This is a genomic window from Asaia astilbis JCM 15831 (assembly GCF_000613845.1).
GTDB lineage: Bacteria > Pseudomonadota > Alphaproteobacteria > Acetobacterales > Acetobacteraceae > Asaia > Asaia astilbis.
Genome location: NZ_BAJT01000011.1, coordinates 19416 through 40283, shown reverse-complemented (window position 1 = coordinate 40283; position 20868 = coordinate 19416). Strand labels below are relative to the sequence as shown.

Below are 20868 nucleotides of genomic sequence, written 5' to 3'. Positions count from 1 at the left end.
CTGGGGGGCGTGATTTTTGTCTGTTTCCGAGATTATCGATCCGGCGGACCCTGAAGCAGAGACGAGAAAGCGTCGGTTGATCGAGCTTTTCGGCCCCATTCTTGGTGTCGTGCTTGTCATCATTGTCATCGTCATCATCACGCTGCACTCCTACCGGACCACACGTAGCGGTGTGATCGCGCTTTCTCAGGATCTTCTGCGGGAACAACAGAAAAACCTGACGCAGCAGGTGACAGACTATCTTGCGCCGGCTTCAGCCACGGCGGTCGTCGCGCGCGATCTTCTGGCCGATCCCGTGACCGATGCGCCTCCTGAAGTCTTCTTGGCCTATGGGGCATCAATGCTGCGTAACGTGACGCAGGTCGAGAGTTTCTATCTCGCTGACGATCGGGGATCTTTCTGGTTCATTGACCGCGCGCCCGAAAACATCTCGGACGGGATGGAATGGGTCCATTTGCAGCGCGACCAGAATGTCTTTCGTCATTGGTATTACGACAAAAGCGGCAAGCTCGTTCGTACAACCGATACCCCTGCAAAAAACTACGATCCCAGAAAGCGTGCCTGGTACAAGGGCGCGTTCGAGCATCCGGATCTGAACTGGTCCGACCCCTATCCGACCGCCACCACCGAGCAGCTGATCGTGACAGCGGCGAGCATGCTCCACACATCGGACGGACATCAGGCGGTGTTTGCGATCAATATCTCGCTCAATCGCCTCACCGATTTTTTGCAGGCCATCAAAATCGGCAAAAGCGGGTTGGCTGTTGTGGTCGATAAGCAGGGTCGGCTGGTGGCGGGTAGTCATCTGCTCGACGTTGCGAGAAAGGCCGACTGGCAGTTCGACAAGATGCTTCTGGACCCGAAGACGCAGCCGGTTTTCACCAGAGCGCTTTCGCTGTTTCACATCTACGGTGCCGGTGTTCGTCTCATCGACGCACGTGACAAGAAATATGTCGCCATCACAGCCTCGCTGAACCGCACGCGCCCCGGCTGGATTTTGATGCTTAATGCGCCCGAAGACGATTTCGCCGCATTTGCGGCGGCTGCCGGGCGCCAGGGCCTGCTTTTCTCTCTGGTGATCGTTGTGCTCGCCGCCTTGCTTGCGGGCTTTTTGGTGCGCCAGAATCGCAGGACAGAGCGGTTACAGAGGCAGATCGGATTCGAGCGGGCACAGGTCAAGGCCGAAAGTCAGGCTCTCAATGCGCTGGCTGGTACTCCCAATCTGCTCAACCCTGCGCAGGACGCGCCTTTGCTCACGCAACGTCTCGCTGAGCTTGCCAAGGCAAGACGTGTCGGCTTGTGGCGTTCGGTCGGTGAAGACGAACGGCTTCTCTGCGAGGACAGTTATGACCGCTCTAGCGATGCACACAGTGCCGGGATGGAATTATCCCATGACGATCTGAGAAATTTCTTCGCGTTGCTGATGGAAGGTGATGTGATCGAAAGCGATCACGCCGCCTCTCAGGAAGGACTCAGGACCTTCCAGCGTATGGTCATGACGCAAATCGGATCGAAATCCGTCTATATCCAACCGATCCTCGCGCGAGGCGTGGTGATCGGGATGGTGGTGCTCGAAGACGCGGTGAGACCTCATGCTGTGTCGCATATCATCGCTATCGTCGCTGAAATTGCCGCCATCCGCTTTGCGGCAATGCGCACGGACGAGACAAGGTCGAAAAAACCGCAAGAGGCGTTCCGAGACGAAGCCTCGGCCATTGCAACGAGGCTCAGCGAAGGATTTATCGCGGCTCCGGGACAGGACGCCACCAATGCGCTTGTTGCAGGCGAATATGGCATGGTGCCGATTGCCACGATCCTTTTTCAGGACACCACGTCTCATTCTGAAGTGGATCTGATTCCTGTGGTGCAGGATCTGATGCAGAAATTTCAGGAAGTCATTCAGCGCGAAACGCTTTTTTCCGCGCAGATCCTGGGGAACAGACTTGTGCTGATTGGAGGCTGCTCCCAGCGGCCGGATCGCGAGGCCGCGCGCCATGTGGCCGATGCCGTGCTGGCCTTGCGTGAGCTCGCGCTGATTACGCTCGCCGATGCGGATCTGACGCCGAGCTTCAGAATTGGTCTCGATGTCGGCCGTGCCTTCGGGGCGGTTCTGGGTGATGATCCTGGCGTGTTCAATGTCTGGGGTGAGGCGGCGCAGACGTCCGAACTGCTCGCGATCAGCGCACCGGATTCCGGCACGATACAGGTGTCTGAGTCCGCCTGGGCCCTGTTGCGCGACTATTATCTCTTCAGACCGCGCGGAATGTTCTTCCTCCCGGCTCTTGGGATCACGAACACCTATGTGCTGGCGGCCCGGCGGTGAGCGACGATCTTCCTTTATACCGGCGCTTCCTCGGTGGTCTGGGCGGGCTAACGAGACGGCAGGTCCGCTTTCCTTTGATGCTGATCGGCGCAAGCTGGGGCGTCGTCAGCGAGGCGTGTCGTCCGACATCCTGGCGGCGGACCGTTTTGCACGAGTTCAAGACGACCCTTCGTCAGGCTGCCGGTGGGGGATTGTTCAGCACCCTGTTCACCGCGGCCCTGACAGGGTTCGGAATCGTGGCTCAGGCAATTTACTGGCTTGGCATTGCGGGGATGGCGGACACCACTGACTCGCTGCTCGCGACCGTTCTGGTGCGCGAGATTGCGCCTGTGCTGGTGGGCGTTATTTTGCTGGGCAGAAGCGCGATGTTGAGCCTGACACAGATCGGGCAGCTCACCATTGGGGGAGAATTGCGGGCGCTTCAGGCTCAGGGGATCGACCCCTTCATGACCCTCGTCGTGCCGCGGACGCTCGCCATGATGCTGAGTTCGTTCACGCTCGGCGTCGTGTTCAGCGTGATCGCGCTGTCAGTCGGTTATGGCGTGTGTCGTTTCAACTCCATCCTGACGATGCCGCTCTGGACTTTCCTCTATAATATCGTCGGTGCCATGCGCCCGATCGATTATCTCGGTATTCCTCTCAAACTGATTATCAGCGGTTTCCTTCTCAGCCTTGCGACCCAGCTCACAGCGCTCGACGCCACGCGGTCGGACACCTTGGCGACGCTGCTTCCACGCGGGTTTGCGCGCGGCATTCTCGTCATCATGGTCGTCAATGTTATTCTCGGGGTGACTGTCGCATGAACGACGATCTCTCTGCCGTTCTGGAACTCCGCGAGGCCCAACCGTTTTTCGGTGAAAGCGGCCTGACAGCCATTCCTTATTCGCTGCGTCTGATGCCGGGCGATTGCATGTTGATTGCCTGTCGGGATCCACGACGCGCTTCGCGCTTTGCTGATCTCTGCTCCGGCCTGACGCCCTTGGCTTCAGGGCAGGCTCTCTGTCTCGGGCTCGATTGGCAGGCTCTCGCCGAAAGACGGGCCTGGGCGTTACGGGGCAGGATCGGACGGGTGATGCAGCAAGGAGCCTGGATCGATCTCTTCGGAGCCGATCTCAATATTCTCCTGCAGCAGCTGCACCATACCCGCACGCCGACTCAGGACCTTGTCGACGAAGCCATTGCCCTGTCGCGTCGTTTCGGGTTGCCGGGGCTCCCGAGCCTGCCTCCGAGCCGGCTCAGCACAGCCGATCGGGCCAAGGCTGCCTGTGTACGCGCTTTCATGGGAGAGCCCCGCTTGCTCCTGCTCGAGGACCCTGTGGAACAGGATACCGCCGATATGATGACCGCTTTTCTTGCTGAGCTTACGGCAGCGCGTGAGCGAGGCTGTGGTGTGATCTGGTTCTCGCGCGAGCCGGATATGTGGCGCGGATATAATGCGGAAGGGACGCAGCGATTCAGGCTGCTCGACGAGGGGCTGCTCCCGATGAAGAAGGTGATGTGATGTTTCGAGTTCGCTCCAATTCAGGCAACGCAGGATCTTCCCGCCCGCTCATGCGCGTTCGTTATGCCGATGAGTGGGTTGGTATTCTCGTGGTCGCGACCTTTGGCCTCTTCATTTTTGCGATCATCGAGGCGGGCGTTCTGCGTGACTGGCTGACCCCCTCGGGCAAGCTGCATTTCAATCTGCCAGAGAGCGGCATTGCAGGTCTTGCCGTCGGTAATGACATCGAGCTCATGGGCATCCGTATCGGGTCGATCCGCGCCGTGAAGATCAACCCCCATGGCAATATGTATGCGATTGCGGATATCGACCCCCAGTTCGAACCCTATATCCGCAAGGATAGCCGCGCGATCATTCGGCACCGCTTTGTCGTCGCTGGCGCGAGCTATATCGAGCTTGAGCGGAGTAAGGGGCCGGAAATGGATTGGGGCTTCGCCGAGCTCGAAGCGACAGTCGAACCCAACCCCGCTGACATGATCACCAAGACCATCAGCGATATTCGTGCTGGCATCATGCCGAGCCTGCAGAATGCGGACAAGATCATGGCCGATCTTGCTGCGGTGACAGCAGCCATTCGCTCCGGAAAAGGCTCGATCGGCGGGCTGGTCATGGATGACGGGCTGCTCAGCCATGCGGATGCTGTTGTGAAGTCACTTCAGGACTCGATCGAGCGTCTGAAACCGATCGAGGCACAGGTGTCGGGCGTTCTCAAACAGACCGAAGGGACGATGAGTAATCTGAGGTCGAGCAGCGCTGATGTTAAAAAGGCGACGCCTCAGCTCAAGGAAACGATGTCCCATCTGGATGAAACGAGTGCTCAACTGCCCGCTCTGCTGACCCAGGCTCAGGCGACAGCAAACAGCCTCAAGCAACTGACCGATCAGTTGCGCAGCCTCTGGATTTTGGGGGGGAGTGGCAGCAAGGACACGCCGAAGAAACTGCGTGCAGGAGATATCAAGCCATGAAGAGGCTTCTCTCTTCGAGTGCAATGTTCGCATTGGCGCTGACGGCTTGTTCCGGTGCTGTCGACCAGAATGCAGCGCGTCCCGATCAGGATTATGCCAATGCCATGGATGTCGGGCGTGAAGCGTTCGACATGACACGTGCCAGTCAGGCGAAAACGCAATTCGAGGCTGCCTATGGACGGGCGCTCTTGCGTGACGATGCCAAAGCCCTCAGTGACGCAGGTATAATCTAGGCGTTGCCCAGCTCGGGATGAACGATGCGCGTGCAGCCTCGCAACGGTGGCCCGCGTGCGAGGGGATCTGGCACTGCGGGGCGATCAACCGGGCGTGGAGCTGGAGCTCGTCGCCATGGCGTCGTATTGTCGCCTTGAGGCGTATCAGCAAGCCTTGGAAACGGGCCGTAAGATCACGACCAGCGATCCTGCGCTGAAAGAGCGACATCTTTTTCTGACGGGCCTGGCTGCCGATGGTTTGAAGGATGTTGCGACCCTTGCGGCAGTGGCGAAAGCCTTCCCGCATTCTGCAAAGCCGCCCTTGCTGGAACAGGCGGATCGTGCCGAAATCGACTCACGCTTGGCCATGAGTCAGGGGGCTTTTGGTAAAGCCGAAACGGATGCACTTAGGGCTGTTACGGCACGGCGTGACAGTCTCGATTATCGGGGAATGGCACGTGGGCTGGATTGCGCGGCTCGCGCCGCCCGAGGAGCGGGACAGGCAGAACGGGCGGCAGGATATGCCCGGCGGGCCTCGGAGAGCAGAGCTCAGGCTGACAGCAAGTCCTGAGCCGTGGGTTTCATCATGTGCGCGGCATGACTGTCGTTCAGGGGGTGGGGGAGGGTTTGTCCAGAAGCCCAAGGCGCTTCATGTTGCGTGCCGACAGATAGGTCAGAAATCCGCTCGCAAGGATGCCTCCGACAGAGGCTGTCCCGAACCATGCGAGAACCCCGTAAGGAAACGGGAGCTGCCAACATAGAAACACGGCCAGAACAGGCAAGACGATGCGGCTCAGTTGCAGAGGCAGCCGGGGAGGCGGCGTGAGCGTCAGCACGCGCAGCATCTTGGGCTGAAGCATGGCATGGGCGAAGAGGGCGACGGACCAGAATGAGATCGCAATAACGATAATGATCATAAGGCGATAAGCCTGCGATGGATGAAGAGGGCGATTGCACCGAGGCACAAGGCGGTGAGGTCCACCGTTTTGTAAACATCAAAGCCGCTCAGAAAGCTGTTGACGTTTCGGGTGATGAAATCAAGCGGGCAGAGAGCGAGGGCAAAAGCCGCAAAGACACAGCATTGCTCGTTCCACCCCTTCTGCGGGCGTCCCGTGAAGTTTCTGACGGCCGCGTGGATGAGCGAGAGAGCCCAGATGATGAAAAAGGATCTGATCTCGAAGAGACTGCGATCAGGCAGGTCGGACCAGAAAAGCCGGTTTGCCCAGAGATAGGCAAGGCAGGCGAGGGGCAGTCCCGTTGTGACGGCGATGGTGAGCGTTTCGGCCAGACGAAAAAGGAATGTTCTTCTCTTTTTGGCCCGGTGCTTCATCAGAAACAGAATCAGCCCACCGGACATCATGACGCTGCCAACAAGGCCTGAAATGAAATAGAGCCATCGCAAGGGGAGAGCGCCCACCGGATGAAATGAAGTCCACGCAGGATTCCGGTGATGCGGTGCAGTGTGTCCGGTGTGCGTGTGATGCTGATCTGCTTACCGTCGCGCTCGGAAAACGTCACATGATCCCGCGTCATGGCGAGTGTCGCTGAATCGGCCATTGTCATTGACACTGTGCCCCGCTCGAAAAGGATCAACGATCGAGCCAGGGCCAAAGATGTCTTCTGCCCTATGGAGCATCGGGGCCAGGGGGGCGAGCGAAGGAGGAGTCAGGGCCTGGCCTTGACCAGCATGCTGTCTTGCCGGGCGCTCATGACCATGATGGGCGCCACCGAACATGGGAAAAAGCCTCGGGGCATGAATGACCGCGCCTGTGTAGGCCATCATGGCCATGAAAGGCAGAAACAGCAGCCCAGCAAGGATATGCGCATCCATCCAGGCCCTCGCCTTGGTGGCGAAAGGACGAAAGAGCAGCAGATCGGCAAAAATGCTGCGGAAATGGATGATGATGCCTGTGGCGACAGCCACCAGAAGTCCCACGGCGGCGATCTCGGTGACCATATTCCCCCAGAAAGGGCCGTAATAGAGCGAGTGATGCAGGTCGTAAAAAAGCTGCCCACCTGCGGTCTCGCGGGTGAGAATGGGATAGCCATCTGCTGCGTTATAGACCGAGCCAACAAAGGCGTGGCCGGTGAAATGCAAGATACGAAGCATCGGATCACGTTCGCTGGGGAGGGTGATGAAGGCATTTTCGCCCTGTTGACGCATCTCCTGCGCCAGTTTGCCGACCGTATTGAGCGCGTCATCGCTCAGAGGGTGTTCGAGACTGCGTGAGAGCTCCGGCTGCATCCAGTGTGTCAGCTCGGTGTCGAAGAGAGCCAGAGATCCACCGGTAAAGACAACAACCAAGACCAGGCCGCCGAGAAAACCGACCCATCCGTGGAGCCAGACCATACGGGCGCGAAGTGTATCACGCATTAGAAGCACCATCCGAGGCAGGGCGTAAGAAAGGCGAGACACCGGACGACGTCACGGCGACGGCGCATAGGGATCGTGAAGATCAACAAAAGCAGTGCGGGCATCAGGATGAAAGCACCGAGAAACCCGATGATCAACATCGATTCGCCACCGAAATGTCGAGACAGCCAGATCGCGCCGACGGCTGAAAGATAAACAACTGCGAGCCCAAAGACGAGCCTGAGCGTCCTGGCGCGAGTAAGCCATCTCGCATCCTTCTTGGTGCTACTCTTTTTCATGTGGTTCCTGTGCAACAGGGCTCCTGTATCCTGACGAGCATACCGCCAGCCGGGCCAAAGTTTAGTTGCGAGCGTTTCTTAATCGCGTCTATTTGACCGCGTCATTTACCCCTTGTCAATGAGACCACCCTGTTGAACAGCCAGACCCTGCTTAACCTCAATTTCCTTGGGCAGCGCTCACGTTATGTCGCGCTCTCCAGCCTGCTCATGCTGTCTACCTCTGTGCTTTGTCACGGTCAGGGACATGCTCAAACGCAGGTTCAAGCACATCCTCAGTCAAAATCAGGTAAAGATGCTCCGGCCTCCGGCACGCGCATGAGTGGCAGTGAGAAGGCGCAAGCCCTCACGAATGATGAGCAGATCGAGGTCAAGGCACAGCGCCAGAACCGTATGGAGGTCAAGTCAGGCGGCAATCTCGGCGCATTGGGCAACAAGAAGGGCCTCGACGTGCCCTTTAATGTGCGCAGTTATACGTCTGCCCTCATTCTGAACCAGCAGTCCCAGACGCTGGGTGAAGTTCTGATGAACGACCCGACCGTGCGCACCACATACGGCTACGGTAATTTCTCCGAGCAGTTCGTCATTCGCGGCTTTCCGGTCTATGGCGATGACGTCTCCATCGATGGCCTTTATGGCATTACGCCGCGCCAGCTCGTCTCTCCCCAACTCTACGATCAGGTGCAGGTGCTGAACGGCGCGAGTGCCTTTCTGAACGGCGCGGCTCCCGGCGGTACTGCTCAGGGCGGTAACGTCAATCTCGAATTCAAGCATGCGGGTGACACGCCGCTGACGCGTGTCACAGGTGATTACACCAGCTCCTCAATGGGCGGTGGGGCAATCGATGTCGGACGCCGCTTCGGACGGGACAAGCAGTTCGGCGTGCGTATCAATGTCGCCGGACGCAGTGGCGTCAGCGCGATCGATCGCGAGAAGCGCCACCAAGTCGCAGTTGGTGGAGGGTTCGATTGGCATGACAGTTCGAAGCGGACACGCGTCACGATCGACATGGCCTATGAAAATCAGGGCGTGAACGGCGGACGTGGCGGCGTCTTTCTGAGCGGTGTGACAAGCGTTCCCAAGGTGCCGGGTGCTGGCGCAAATTATGGGCAGCCCTGGACCTATACCGAGCTGAACTACATCTACGGTAAGCTCAAAATCGAGCATGACTTTACCGATTACCTGACAAGCTACGCCCAATTCGGTGGTCTTGGAGGCAATGAAAAGGGCGATTACGGAAGCGTCACCGTTACAAACAGCCAGACGGGCGCCGCCTATAATGGCGCGATGTACGTCCCTTACGTCCAGACAAACAAGAGCACGCAGGCAGGCCTGCGCGCCCACTTCCATACGGTCGGTCTGAAGCATGAGATCAATGCCGGTGGATCGGGGCTGTGGGAGGATGCGGCGACGGCGTATGCTTTTGCCCTGACCAATCAGAGCACGAACCTGTATCATCCGACCTATTACCGGTCCGCGCAGCCAGAGACCTGGATCGGCGGAAACATCGATAATCCGAAACTGAACAGCCGTACCCGGCTCTGGAGCCTGTTTTTCTCAGACACGGTATCGGCGTTCCATGATCGCGTGGCACTGACTGCAGGCTTCCGCTATCAGTCGATTAAGGCAGTCGGATATAATTACGGCGTTGGCGATCCGACGTCCTATGACAAGGGAGCTTTCACCCCTGTTGTCGGGCTGGTTGTGCATCCGACGCGTCAGACATCGATTTATTTCAACCGGATCGAGGGGCTTTCTCAGGTTCCGGCGGCGAGTGGCAATGTCGTCAATCTTGGACAGGTGTTCCCGCCCTATCAGTCTGTTCAGTATGAGGTCGGGGCGAAATACGATATCGGCCGTTTCTCCACGACGGTCTCGCTTTTCCAGATCGACAAACCCAATGCGTACGCTGTTCCTTTGGGCAATACAGGACAGTTCCTCTACGCGGTGAATGGCCAGCAGCGTAACCGTGGAATCGAATTCACCGTAAACGGGGAAATCATCAAGGGGCTGCGTTTCAATGGCGGTACGTCGATTATCGACGCAGACCAGCGTCGCACGTCGGGTGGTCTCTATAATGGCAATCGTGCAATCGGGGTGCCGGGCTATACGATCAATGGTAACCTTGAATACGATCTGCCTTTCCTCCGTGGGGCGACAGTGACAGGCCGTGTGATCCACACAGGACATCAGTACGTCGATAATCTTAACACGCTGCGTGTGCCGAACTGGACGCGTTTCGATCTGGGGGCGCGCTATAGCTTTGTGGTCGAGCACAAGGCGATCACAACCCGTCTGGGTGTCGATAACATTGCGAATTCCCGTTACTGGGAGAGTGCCTTCGGGGGATACTTGCTTCAGGGTCTGCCGCGTACGTTCAAGTTCTCAATCACAGCAGATTTCTAAATCCAGGGATGAAAGGGGCTTCTGCCCCTTTCCGGGGCGTGGGGCAGAGCCCCGGTAACCGTTCAAACAAAAAGGCCAGTCCCCGTAACAGGGACTGGCCTTTTTGTTTTCAGAAACCCTCCCGAGGAGAGCTGAACCTCAGTGACCTTCGGTCATCGGCTTCATACCGAGGTTTGCCAAAAGCTTGCGGTCACGATGTTCGGCAGGATTGGGCGTGGTCAATAGTTTGTCGCCGCAGAAAATCGAGTTTGCACCGGCAAGGAAGACCAGAGCATGGGCTTCGTCGCTCATGAGCTCACGACCGGCGGCGAGACGCACATGGCTGGCAGGCATGGTGATCCGTGCAGCGGCCACGACGCGCGCGAAGGTGATCGGATCGACCGCTTCGGCTTCTGCCAGTGGTGTGCCTTCCACGCGGACGAGCAGGTTGATCGGCACGCTCTCGGGATGCTGGGGGAGGGAAGCCAGAGACGCGATCAGCCCTGCTCGATCGCTCTCATCCTCACCCATGCCGACGATGCCGCCACAGCAGACATTGATCCCGGCATCGCGCACGTTCGAGAGCGTGTCGAGACGGTCCTGATAGGTGCGGGTGGTGATGATCTTGTCGTAATACTCAGGTGAGGTGTCGAGATTGTGATTGTAATAGTCGAGCCCCGCTTCCTTGAGGCGGCGTGACTGATCGCCATCGAGCATGCCGAGCGTGACGCAGGTTTCAAGACCGAGCGATTTCACGCCTTTGATCATGGCGCAGACGGTATCGAGATCGCGTTCCTTGGGCGAACGCCAGGCGGCACCCATGCAGAAACGACCGGCTCCGGCAGCCTTGGCGGCGCGCGCTTCGGTCAGCACCTTTTCGAGCGCCATCAGACGTTCGGCCTTGACGCTCTTCTCGTGCAGCGCGCTCTGCGGGCAATAGGCGCAATCTTCCGGGCAACCGCCCGTCTTGATCGAAAGCAGCGTGGAGATCTGCACGCGCGTCGGGTCGAAATAGGCGCGGTGAGCCAGCTGGGCGCGGAAGATCAGTTCGGGGAAGGGCAGGTCGATGAGGGCCGCCACTTCATCGCGTGTCCAGTCATGTCTGATCTCGGGCTGCCAACCGCCTGGGTTCGGGTTTCGCGGGGAAGGACCGGATCGCGGGTCAGGGTGTCGAGGGACATGCGGGGCATGGCTCCAAAGCATTTGAAAACGGAAATTTCCGGCAGCGATGCCACAGTATGGGTGCGCTTGTCACGCACCTGTGCGAAGTGTCTACCCAAAACGATCCGGGCATGTCATCAGGGCGTCATGAAACATTGGCGCATCGATCAGATGGACTGGGATGCTTTTGATGCATCCCGTGTGGACCCGGAAATCATTCCGGTCATCAAGGCTGCGGCGGTCGTCGAGCGCAACGGGCTCGATTACGCAGTCTATCTCGGCAACGTCTTCGTTGGCGACCCGGACTTCCGTCAGGCGGCGGATAACTGGGCCATCGAGGAGGTTCAGCATGGCGATGCGCTCGGTAAATGGGCGATGCTTGCGGACCCGAGCTGGGATTACATGAAGGCGTTCGAGCGCTATCGCGCGACCTATCATATCGAGCAGGATGTCGATGCGTCGATCCGCGGATCGCGCACAGGCGAACTGATTGCGCGCTGTATGGTCGAGACGGGAACGTCGTCTTTCTACACGGCGATGGCCGATGCAACGGAAGAGCCGGTGCTCAAGGCCATCTGCAAGCAGATCGCTGCAGATGAATATCGTCACTTCAAACTCTTCTACGATCACATGAATCGTTATCTCAAGCGTGAGAAGCTGAGTGTCTGGCAACGCACGAAGATTGCTCTCGGGCGGGTCACCGAGAGCGAGGACGATGAGCTTGCAACGGCCTATTATACGACAAACATGTCGACCAGCACGCCTTACGACCACAAGAAATGCATCGCTGCCTATATGGCCCGGGCGATGGACTGCTATCAGCCCAAGCACATCAATCGTGTCACCAGCATGATTTTCAAGACGATCGGCTTTACGCCGCATTCGAGGATTCAGGTTCTGGTCGCAAAGGCGATGTACCAACTCATCCAGATCAAGGCCCGACGCTTCAGACGGTCTTTGACGGCGTCATAACAAAAGCGTTTTTTGTCCTACGGCGAATTTAAGCCCTCTCCCGGTGAGAACCTGTTCTAGGATCAGACAGGACTATCACCGTGGAGTGCGTTAGCCGTCATGTTTCATTCTGGACGCCTCTCCCTTCTGGGAGTTTTTATCTCTGGCACGGCTCTGATGCTCGCCGCAGCACCAGCCAAAGCCGACCCTTATTCCCTGCCGATTGCCTCTTCAGGGCCAATGGCCACACTTCCTGTGGTCGATAGCGGGACAGTTGCAGCCCGCCAGCTTGCCGCACAAATCGGTCTGCCTGCGTTTACGTCGCCTAGCTGGCGTCCTGGTCTGCTGCGCCATGTCGTCATGTTTCGCTACAAGCCGGGTGTGACCGCGGCGATGCGCGCCGAAATCACGGCACGTTTCCTCAGACTGGCACAGGATTCACGTCGGCCTGACGGAACGCATCCCGTAAAAACGATCGAAACGGGTCTACAAAATAGTGGTGAGGGGGTCGATGCTGGTTTGCAGCAGGCCTTCATCGTGACCTTCGCTTCCGAGGGCGACCGCAACTTTTATGTGGGCAAGCCCGTGATTACAGACCCCGCCTGGTTCGATCCAGCGCATGAGGCTTTCAAGAGCTTTGCAGCGCCTGCGATCGACAAGGTTGTTGTGTTCGACTTCAGGGTACTGGCCTCGGCGGATCTCAATCGTTCGGCGGAGAAGCTCTGTCAGCACAGCTCGGCTGCACGGACTCGCCGCTAAACAAAAACTGTCATAACGTTGCTGAGGATGTCCCGACCCGTGAGGGAAGGGACATGACGATGTTTTGTTGAAAAGGCTGACTTGTGACCGGAAAATTGAAACGCGCATCTTCGCTCTGGCTCGGTGCTGTCAGCATGCTTGCTCTGACAGTGTCTTCTGCGACCCTCTCTTCGGCTCAGGCACAGACGGCTGCGTCCAAGGCCGCCTCTGAACCTGTCAAAGCCAAGCCCTATGACCCGAGCTGGGGCTTCAATATGTCCGGCATGGACAAGGCCGTCAGGCCCGGGGATAATTTCTTCCAATATGCGAACGGGACCTACCTCAAGCATATCGTGATCCCGGCGGATCGCTCGTCTTTCGGGCCGTTTGTCATTCTTGCAGACACGGCGCGCGAGCGTGTTCAGTCCATCCTGGCTGAGGCGGGCAAGCATCCGGCCGCTGACCCCAAGACGACCGAAGAAAAACTGGGCGCGTTCTACGCGGCTGTTCTCGACACTGCTCAGGTCGATAAGCTTGGAGCGACCCCGCTAAAGGCGGATCTGGACGCGGTGCGTGCTGTCAAAGATCCTCAATCGCTCGCAGTGCTCTTTGGCAAATCGGCATCCGGATTTCAGTACGCGCCGTTCGGGCTTATGATCAACGCGGATGACAATGACCCGGGCCAATATGCGCTGCTGCTGCGTCAGGGCAGGCTGGGTCTGCCTGATCGCGACTATTATCTGAAGTCCGACTTCGCCTCGAAGAAGAAGGCTTATCAGGCTTATATTGCCAAGACACTGAGCCTGATCGACTGGCCTGAGGCGCAGGGATCTGCAGCGAAGATCGTGGCCCTTGAAACAGAGCTGGCCAAGGTTGAGTGGTCCCGTATCGAGCAGCGCGATCCGGTCAAGGTGTACAACCCCATGACGGTGGCCGAGCTGACGAAAAAAGCGCCAGGGATCGACTGGGCTGCGTTTCTGACGTCGGCGGGAATCCCGGCTGAGGGTCTGGACGCGCGTCGTCTTGTTGTCGGTGAGACGACGGCGCTCGCAGGGATGGCCAAGATTCTCACGACGACCGATTACGGGACGATCCGGTCCTGGCTTGCTTTCCATCTGGCCAGCAACGCATCGCCCTATCTCAGCCAGCCTTTCGTTCAGGCCTCTTTCGATTTCAACGATCATGAACTCGAAGGCTCGCCCCAGCTCCCCGTCCGCTGGAAGCAGGCCGTGAGCCATACTGAAGATGCAATGGGCTGGGCAATCGGCAAGGTTTATGTCGCCCGCTATTTCCCGCCTGCTGCCAAGCGCGGATCACCGAGTTGACGCGTGACGTGAAGGCGGCTTTCGCCAATCGTCTGGCGCATAACGCCTGGATGGCACCAGCGACCCGTGAGGCTGCAGGGCGCAAGCTGCAGAATTTCGAGATCCAGGTCGGCTATCCCAATAAATGGCGCGATTATGCCGGTCTGGTCGTCAAGCCGGGCGATCTATACGGCAATGCGGCCCGTGCAGTTGCGTTCGACTGGGCGTATAATCTCGGCCATCTCGACAAGAAGGTCGATCGCGACGAGTGGTTCATGACCCCGCAGACGGTCAATGCCTATAATGACCCGAACCAGGTCGAGATCGTTTTCCCGGCCGCCATTCTGCAACCGCCCTTCTTCGATCCCACAGGTGATGCCGCGGTCAATTATGGTGCGATTGGTGGGGTGATCGGTCATGAAATGACCCATTCCTTCGATGACGAAGGGCGCCAATATGACGAGCATGGACGTCTCCATCAGTGGTGGACGCCTGATGACGTCAAGCGCTTCCAGGCGCTGGCTGATAAATACGGCAAACAGTACGACGCATTCGAAGTGCTGCCTGGCGTGCATCTCAACGGCAAGCTGACCATGGGTGAGAACATTGCCGATCTCGGCGGTCTGACTCTGGCACTCGACGCCTATCATGCCTCGTTGCATGGCAAGCCGGCGCCGGTCGTCCATGGTCTCACAGGTGATCAGCGCGTGTTTCTGGGCTGGGCGCAGGTCTGGCGTCAGAAGCTGCGCGACGATTCGATCCGCAACCGGGCCGTAACGGATCCTCACTCGGCTCCGGAGGCTCGGGTCAACATCCCGATGCATAATATCGATGCATGGTATGAGGCCTTCGGTGTGAAGTCGGGTGAGAAACTCTATCTCTCCCCGCAGGATCGGGTTAAGATCTGGTAATAAACGATTTCCAGATCGTGATCCTGTCGCGTCGCCTCCTCTTCTTCTCATCTCGTGAAAGGAGAGGGGTGTGGCGCGTTGAAGTTTGGGAAGGTGATAACTCCCCGATGGTTGCTCACAAAACGGAAAGGGAATTGTCTCCGGCAGAAGAGACGACCGATCCGCTTCCATCCGACCGTGTTGGCGCATCATGATGCGTCAGCGCGATCTCTCCGACCTCCTGTCCATTGCTGCGGCGATGGCGCGAGCCCCTGCTGCCTATATCGCCCGGCCCAATCGGGGTGAGCTGGAAGTAGTGGCGCGTTTCGGCCCGCTGCCAGACCGCCTTGCTATTCCCGCGCCGCCGCCTGATCGTCCGTTCCTCATGGAGGTGCTGCCTCCTCTGGGGGAGCTGGCGCAGGCACCCTGGCGCTACGCTTTTCAGATACGCCTGCCCCTGAGTCTGACCGGACAAGAAGAGCGCGGCACGCTCTGTATTCTGACCTGCCATTGTCTCGATCCGAGATCACCGTCTCTCAGAAACGGTCTGGACGCGCTGACCCGGCAGATCGGGCAGGTTTTGGAGCGTTCCGGGACGTCCAGACATAGCGCGGCCCCGTCACGCGCTTCGGGCACCGATGCTCTGCCGTCGATCGATGACCTGCCGGTATCGGGACTTTCGAGATCAGGTACGGCAGTCATCTTATTTCCCTCTCCTCCGAGCTTGTGCGTCTGACTGGCGTACCCTCGGGTAAGCTGTGCTCGATCGACGCCTTTCTTCGCTGCATGCCCGTGCCCGACGCCGACCTCATGCGTTTCGCAGCAGGTACAAGTAGCGAGATCCGATTGCAGGAGGCCGATTTCGCGGTCGAAAACCTTGCCGACCGGACGAGACGCTGGGTGCGGCGCCGTGCGGAAGTCGAGGTTGATGAGCAGGGTAACGCCTGGCGGATGATCGGCACATTGGAGGACATGACGCGGGATCGGATTGCCACCAACCGCCTGTCAGCCATGGTCATGCTCGGCGACGCCCTGCGTGAGGTCGGAACGCCACTCGACGCCTATCGTGCAGCGGCGAGTGCCTTGGGCGACGCGCTGGGGGCTGATCGTGCAGGCGTGCCGAGTTCGAAGGCAATGATGAGGCGCAATTCAGGGTCTCGCAGGATTGGCACGGAGCGGTCACGCCGAGTTCGGTGGGTGTTTATGACCGTGCAGAGTACAAGACGGCGCTGAATGGACTCGAGCAGGGGTTATTGCTGGCTGTGCGTGCAGCGCGCGATAACATCTGGCTCGATTGCGTCAGGGACGAGGGTGCGGAGGCAGATGCGATCAGGGCACAGCTCCTGATGCCGATCCTGCATCAGGGACGTCTGACACATTGTCTTTTTGTGCAGTGCTGCAAGCCTCGTGACTGGTCCGACCAGGAACTGGCATTTCTGCGTGCCGTAACCGATCGCGCTCAGGCGGCCGCTGCGTCGCTGGAGGCGCGGGCGCATCAGGAGACGATGCATCAGGAGCTGGCCCATCGGCTCAAGAATACATTGGCTCTTGTTCAGGCTCTGGCCAATCAGAGTTTGCGCGGGGTCGAGAACCGTGACGCCGTAAAAGCTTTTGAAAAGCGACTTATCGCGCTGGCTTCGGCTCATGACCTGCTCATGCGTCAGGAATGGCAACGTGGCGACCTTGAGACGCTGGCTCAGGAAGTCCTGATGCGTGTCGCTCCGATCGGGCGCTGTCGTCTCGAGGGACCTCGCGTGTCGTTGGGGCCCAACACGTCGACGACACTGAGTCTGATGTTGCATGAGCTCGGCACGAATGCGGTCAAATATGGAGCGCTTAGCGTCGAAGGCGGCGAGGTCAGTCTTGTCTGGAGGATTGTGGACAATGGAGCGGGTGAGACGCTCTCCCTGCACTGGCTGGAGAAGGGAGGGCCGGTCATTGGACCGCCGCATCAGTCAGGATTTGGGACGCGTCTTCTCAAGGCCGGGTTCGGTCATCAGGGATCGGCCACGCTCTGCTATCCCGAGACGGGATGTGATGCCGTCTTTACGCTTCCTTTGCAGCAGGCGCGGGATAACTGATCGCCGGACAGGCCGATCCGTCTGGCAGGGTGAAACGGCGAAACCCGGACTATCCTCTTGCCAATCCGGTGCTGAAGTGATCGAACACAGGCCATTCGCCTGATCTTCGTATTCTGAAGGATGCTCCATGACCACGATCTCTCTGGGCCATTTGCGTAACGCCCTGCATGCTGGCTGTGCCAGCGCGGTAGCCCGCGTTCTTGACGCGCATGAGGTCGAGGTAGAGTTCGTCGATGCCGATGCGGACGAAGTGACCGGGCTGCTCGAAGAGGGCGCAATCGACCTTCTGGTTTCCGCCTGGCTTCCGCGTGATGCAGAGTTGCTGCAGCATGGCATGCGCGTGCTGGGTACACTTTATCGCCCCGTCTACGGCTGGGCGAGTTTTGACGCGCTTCCCCCTCTGGCGGAAATCTCGGCTGCCGATGGGCTTGAAACAGTGATTGTCGGGCGTTCCGATGCGGCGCAGGCACAGTCCTTGCTTGCCGATCTGCCGGGCATCTCTGGTCTTGCCCAGACCGTGTGCGACGATGATGCGCTCTATGAAACCGTTCAGACTGCCCGTTCTGTGGGAAAGCGCGCGCTTGTTTTTCTGGCGCAGCCCCATGCGCTCTTTAATGACGACGCGTTTCAGGCGGTCATCGATCCGCGTCTGTCAGAAGAGATGGAAGCCTCTCTTCTGGTCCGTGAAGCGGTCGCCGCCTGTGCCGATCAGGACATGCTCGATGAGCTGTCCGAAATGACTTTGGGCAACAAGGTGATGAGCGCACTGGACTACGCCATTCAGGTTGATGGCATGGATCCGGAGGAGGCCGCAGAAGCGTGGCAGCGCGGGCGTCTCGTCTCTCGCTGAGCGCAGCTTGGGCATGATGCGGAAATTGCTCTTCAGATCATGTAAAAACCGACTCGATTCTCGAATAGACTGAATGAGTTCTGAAGGATTTCTGGTATAGGTCTATAAATTTCCAAAATAAGGACATCTATATTATAAAGACCGCCTTTTCGGTTTCGAATTAGGCGGGTGATGTCCTCTCTTCCAGATGCCTCTGACCTCCATGAGAGGTTCAAGCTCTTCGATGACGAGGCGTGGCTACAGTTACTGGTCGCGTCCCTTCGGATGCCGGAGATCGAGCGGGTCAGGATGCCGAGTTTTCCTGACCCTGCGCTCCAGAGCGAAATTCACGGCCATTCTGGTGAAGTCTCGCTGCACGAAGCCTTCATGTTCTTTCGTGAAATCAAGGCTTATTGCCGATATGCAGGCAGGCCCGTCACAGCCGAAACGAAGGTGCTGGATTTCGGATGCGGCTGGGGACGTATTCTGCGGTTCTTCATGAAAGACGTTCGCCCCGAACATCTTTTCGGCATCGATTCCACGTCCCGCTTTTTGATGGAGGCGCGGCGGTGTAATCCGGCCTTGACGTTTCTGTCAGGCGGGCTGGCCCCTCCTGTCGTGGTTGGCTCCGGCTATTTCGATCTGATTGTCGCCTTTTCGGTCTTCTCGCATCTCGATGAGTTCATTGCCGGGTTGTGGATCCATGAGTTTCATCGCCTGCTGCGTCCGGGCGGATTGGCGATCATCACGACGCAAAGTCGTCGCTTTATTGCTTTTTGCGCCGAGCAGCGACTGCGTCGCGCTTCTGGCATCCGGCTCGATCATGGATGGCACGAGATCTGCGCGGATAGTTTTGTCGATGAGGCTCGGGCCAACGCCCGCTACGATGCCGGGCGTTTCCTGCATGCGACGCCGGTTAAAAGGCCTCATCCTGGGGCGCATTACGGAGAAGCCATCATCCCGCGCGCCTATATCGCCCAGAAATGGGGGCATCTTTTCAGAATGATCGAATTTCTCGATGATCCATCGCGGGTCCCGCAGGTTTTCATCGTTCTGCAAAAACTGGATTGATGATGCGCAGCTGTTACCTGATTGGCCTTTTACTGTTCTTCGTCAGTGGCGTGCCTGACAGCGCTGGGGCTCAGCCTCTCTTACGGCCAGGACAGAAACCATCGATGTTGCGGGTCAGGCGATGATGCCTCTCTCGGCCCGTTATCAACAGCTGGAGAGAGTTTTTAGGCGTTTTGACTCGTTCCCGGCCCCTGATCGGGAAGGGCTGACTTTGCACATGGCGGCAAAGATCGAGCCTGGCGACCGCCCCGGTTTTGGATCGGGGCTCATGATGCGGCGAGGGAATGAGACCATCCGTCTGATCCCGGAGCCGGGCAGCGATATCGTTTTTCCGAGAGATGCGGGGCTCTGGATGGAAAATCCGACGCTCTATGCGCGGCTGAAATCGGATGAAACGCTCCGTATCGGGTTCTTCTTTTCGGTGACGCCTCAGGACAAGGCGGTTTTTACGCAGGCGCAGGCGCGTCACTGGCTCGGGTTGCTGGACCGGTGCATCGAGGATGAAGGCGGGTATTTGATTGCCCTGCTTTTACCAGACACGCACAAGCTTGCTGTGGATATCGCACCGGGTAGCCGTTTCGAGGTGGTACAGGATGGAGCGTCGCATCTTCTGGTCGATAACCAGGGAACAGCGCCATACCGCTTTGTGTTTCGCCCTCAGGATTACAGGCGGGATGCCGTCTTCAGGGCCAGTGCCCCTTTCGTCCGGATCGTGATGCATCTGCCTTTCCCGCTTCATGGGGCACTCAGGCGCAAGTAACAATTTGACAGCGGCGCGTTGCCTCCGCCATCACCCGTCCCATATCTGCGCAAGGTTGGGGTGAGAAAAGAACTGATGTCAGTGCATGCATTCGTGTTCCCAGGGCAGGGCAGCCAGTCTGTCGGCATGGGGTTGGGCCTTTACGAGGCGTTTTCAGTGGCGCGGGAGGTGTTTCAGGAGGTCGACGATGCGCTTGAAGAGCATCTGTCGAAACTGATCTTTACCGGCGACACGGCAGAGCTGACCCGTACCGAAAACGCCCAGCCTGCGCTGATGGCCGTCTCTCTGGCGACGGTGCGTGTGCTCGAAGCTGAAGGCGGGTTCAAGCTCGCTGACAAGGCGACCGTTGTTGCGGGACATTCGCTCGGCGAATATTCGGCACTTGCGGCGGCGGGTGCGCTTGGGATCGCTCAGACGGCTCGTCTGTTGCGTTTGCGCGGCCTTGCCATGCAGGAAGCTGTCCCGGCAGGCGAGGGGGGCATGGCGGCGCTTTTGGGTGTCGACGCCGATCTGGCTCAGGAAATCTGCACCGAAGCGGCACGCGTCGCGATCGAGGGTGAGGCCGAGCGCCAGGAGACGATCGAGCTGGCCAATGACAACGGTGGCGGTCAGATCGTGATTTCGGGTCGCCTGTCCGCGATTGAGCGCGCCATTGCTCTTGCCAAGACAAAAGGCGTCAAGCGCGCGGTGCTGCTGCCCGTTTCCGCACCGTTTCATTCGTCTCTGATGGGGGCCGCAGCCGATCGCATGGCCGAAGCGCTTGCAAAGGCCGAGATCGCGACACCGGCGATCCCCGTCATTGCCAATGTCACGGCAGCCAAGAATACCGACGCGACGCGTATTCCCGATTTGCTGGTCCGTCAGGTGACGGGGTCGGTCCGCTGGCGGGAGAGTGTGCAGGCCATGGCCGCCATGGGCGTGACCTCCCAGATCGAACTGGGTGCCGGCAAGGTTCTGACCGGGCTGGCGCGGCGTATCGTGCCTGACATGACGGCGCGCAATGCTGGCACACCCGAAGAAATTGAGGCGCTGCTGCGTGACCTCTGAA

21 protein-coding genes and 1 pseudogene are annotated in these 20868 nt (G+C 58.6%); 17 read left to right on the top strand and 5 right to left on the bottom strand.

What is annotated here, in order from left to right; genetic code table 11:
• The first annotated feature begins 16 nt into the window (after nt 1-16).
• From JCM15831_RS09350 to JCM15831_RS09325, 6 genes are read left to right on the top strand one after another with little or no spacing between them, the layout of a single operon-like run.
• Nucleotides 17-2323, top strand: a complete 2307-nt coding sequence (locus JCM15831_RS09350; RefSeq protein WP_025824073.1) for a cache domain-containing protein — start codon at nt 17-19, stop codon at nt 2321-2323.
• Complete coding sequence (locus JCM15831_RS09345; protein WP_025824072.1) at nt 2320-3126, top strand: MlaE family ABC transporter permease; 807 nt, start codon at nt 2320-2322, stop codon at nt 3124-3126. Before JCM15831_RS09350 ends, JCM15831_RS09345 begins: the two co-directional genes overlap by 4 nt.
• Nucleotides 3123-3824 carry a P-loop NTPase family protein gene (locus tag JCM15831_RS09340; protein ID WP_025824071.1) on the top strand — a complete coding sequence of 234 codons (702 nt, stop codon included), beginning with the start codon at nt 3123-3125 and terminating at the stop codon, nt 3822-3824. The genes JCM15831_RS09345 and JCM15831_RS09340 overlap by 4 nt, the downstream gene beginning before the upstream one ends.
• 50 nt (nt 3825-3874) lie before the next feature.
• The gene (locus tag JCM15831_RS09335; protein WP_232228094.1) at nt 3875-4789 is read left to right on the top strand and encodes an MlaD family protein; all 915 of its coding nucleotides are present in this window, start codon (nt 3875-3877) and stop codon (nt 4787-4789) included.
• Nucleotides 4786-5022, top strand: coding sequence for a hypothetical protein (locus tag JCM15831_RS09330; protein WP_025824069.1), 237 nt, complete (start codon nt 4786-4788; stop codon nt 5020-5022). Before JCM15831_RS09335 ends, JCM15831_RS09330 begins: the two co-directional genes overlap by 4 nt.
• A gap of 55 nt (nt 5023-5077) precedes the next feature.
• A complete protein-coding gene (locus JCM15831_RS09325) occupies nt 5078-5572 on the top strand; it encodes a hypothetical protein (RefSeq protein ID WP_156938813.1) in 495 nt (164 codons plus the stop codon).
• Nucleotides 5573-5609: 37 nt separating this feature from the next.
• Here the strand turns inward: JCM15831_RS09325 and JCM15831_RS09320 are convergent, their stop codons facing one another.
• The 4 genes from JCM15831_RS09320 to JCM15831_RS09310 form a co-directional block, all read right to left on the bottom strand.
• Nucleotides 5610-5918, bottom strand: coding sequence for a hypothetical protein (locus JCM15831_RS09320; RefSeq protein ID WP_025824067.1), 309 nt, complete (start codon nt 5916-5918; stop codon nt 5610-5612).
• Nucleotides 5915-6403 (bottom strand): hypothetical protein, encoded by a 489-nt coding sequence (locus JCM15831_RS20235; RefSeq protein ID WP_198024291.1) that lies wholly within the window; start codon nt 6401-6403, stop codon nt 5915-5917. The genes JCM15831_RS09320 and JCM15831_RS20235 overlap by 4 nt, the downstream gene beginning before the upstream one ends.
• Nucleotides 6404-6493: 90 nt before the next feature.
• A complete protein-coding gene (locus JCM15831_RS20230; RefSeq protein ID WP_051528426.1) occupies nt 6494-7375 on the bottom strand; it encodes a PepSY-associated TM helix domain-containing protein in 882 nt (293 codons plus the stop codon).
• Nucleotides 7375-7653 carry a hypothetical protein gene (locus tag JCM15831_RS09310; RefSeq protein WP_025824066.1) on the bottom strand — a complete coding sequence of 93 codons (279 nt, stop codon included), beginning with the start codon at nt 7651-7653 and terminating at the stop codon, nt 7375-7377. The genes JCM15831_RS20230 and JCM15831_RS09310 overlap by 1 nt, the downstream gene beginning before the upstream one ends.
• A 207-nt stretch (nt 7654-7860) precedes the next feature.
• Here JCM15831_RS09310 and JCM15831_RS09305 point away from each other — a divergent pair, with 207 nt between their 5' ends.
• Nucleotides 7861-10056: a TonB-dependent receptor gene (locus JCM15831_RS09305; RefSeq protein WP_084490643.1), complete on the top strand. Its 2196-nt coding sequence runs from the start codon at nt 7861-7863 to the stop codon at nt 10054-10056.
• Nucleotides 10057-10194: 138 nt separating this feature from the next.
• On the opposite strand, the gene bioB is transcribed toward JCM15831_RS09305, so the two are convergent.
• Nucleotides 10195-11238, bottom strand: coding sequence for a biotin synthase BioB (gene bioB, locus JCM15831_RS09300; protein WP_084490636.1), 1044 nt, complete (start codon nt 11236-11238; stop codon nt 10195-10197).
• A gap of 105 nt (nt 11239-11343) precedes the next feature.
• Between bioB and JCM15831_RS09295 the strand changes: the two genes are divergently transcribed.
• From JCM15831_RS09295 to fabD, 10 genes and pseudogenes are all read left to right on the top strand, one after another.
• Nucleotides 11344-12168: an acyl-ACP desaturase gene (locus JCM15831_RS09295; RefSeq protein ID WP_025824063.1), complete on the top strand. Its 825-nt coding sequence runs from the start codon at nt 11344-11346 to the stop codon at nt 12166-12168.
• A gap of 99 nt (nt 12169-12267) precedes the next feature.
• Nucleotides 12268-12906: a Dabb family protein gene (locus JCM15831_RS09290; protein WP_025824062.1), complete on the top strand. Its 639-nt coding sequence runs from the start codon at nt 12268-12270 to the stop codon at nt 12904-12906.
• A gap of 134 nt (nt 12907-13040) precedes the next feature.
• Nucleotides 13041-15100, top strand: a pseudogene (locus JCM15831_RS17955) (M13 family metallopeptidase).
• Between the two features lie 190 nt (nt 15101-15290).
• Nucleotides 15291-15815, top strand: coding sequence for a hypothetical protein (locus tag JCM15831_RS09280; protein WP_035774210.1), 525 nt, complete (start codon nt 15291-15293; stop codon nt 15813-15815).
• Complete coding sequence (locus tag JCM15831_RS09275) at nt 15806-16312, top strand: hypothetical protein (RefSeq protein WP_025824060.1); 507 nt, start codon at nt 15806-15808, stop codon at nt 16310-16312. The genes JCM15831_RS09280 and JCM15831_RS09275 overlap by 10 nt, the downstream gene beginning before the upstream one ends.
• Entirely contained in the window at nt 16273-17160 is an 888-nt protein-coding gene (locus JCM15831_RS09270; RefSeq protein ID WP_025824059.1) for an HWE histidine kinase domain-containing protein, read from the top strand. The genes JCM15831_RS09275 and JCM15831_RS09270 overlap by 40 nt, the downstream gene beginning before the upstream one ends.
• Before the next feature lie 127 nt (nt 17161-17287).
• Nucleotides 17288-18010: a glycine betaine ABC transporter substrate-binding protein gene (locus JCM15831_RS09265; RefSeq protein ID WP_025824058.1), complete on the top strand. Its 723-nt coding sequence runs from the start codon at nt 17288-17290 to the stop codon at nt 18008-18010.
• Between the two features lie 171 nt (nt 18011-18181).
• The gene (locus JCM15831_RS09260) at nt 18182-19060 is read left to right on the top strand and encodes a class I SAM-dependent methyltransferase (RefSeq protein WP_025824057.1); all 879 of its coding nucleotides are present in this window, start codon (nt 18182-18184) and stop codon (nt 19058-19060) included.
• Between the two features lie 217 nt (nt 19061-19277).
• Complete coding sequence (locus tag JCM15831_RS09255) at nt 19278-19820, top strand: hypothetical protein (protein ID WP_156938811.1); 543 nt, start codon at nt 19278-19280, stop codon at nt 19818-19820.
• Between the two features lie 75 nt (nt 19821-19895).
• Nucleotides 19896-20867, top strand: a complete 972-nt coding sequence (gene fabD / locus JCM15831_RS09250) for an ACP S-malonyltransferase (RefSeq protein WP_025824055.1) — start codon at nt 19896-19898, stop codon at nt 20865-20867.
• The last annotated feature ends 1 nt before the right edge of the window (nt 20868 follow it).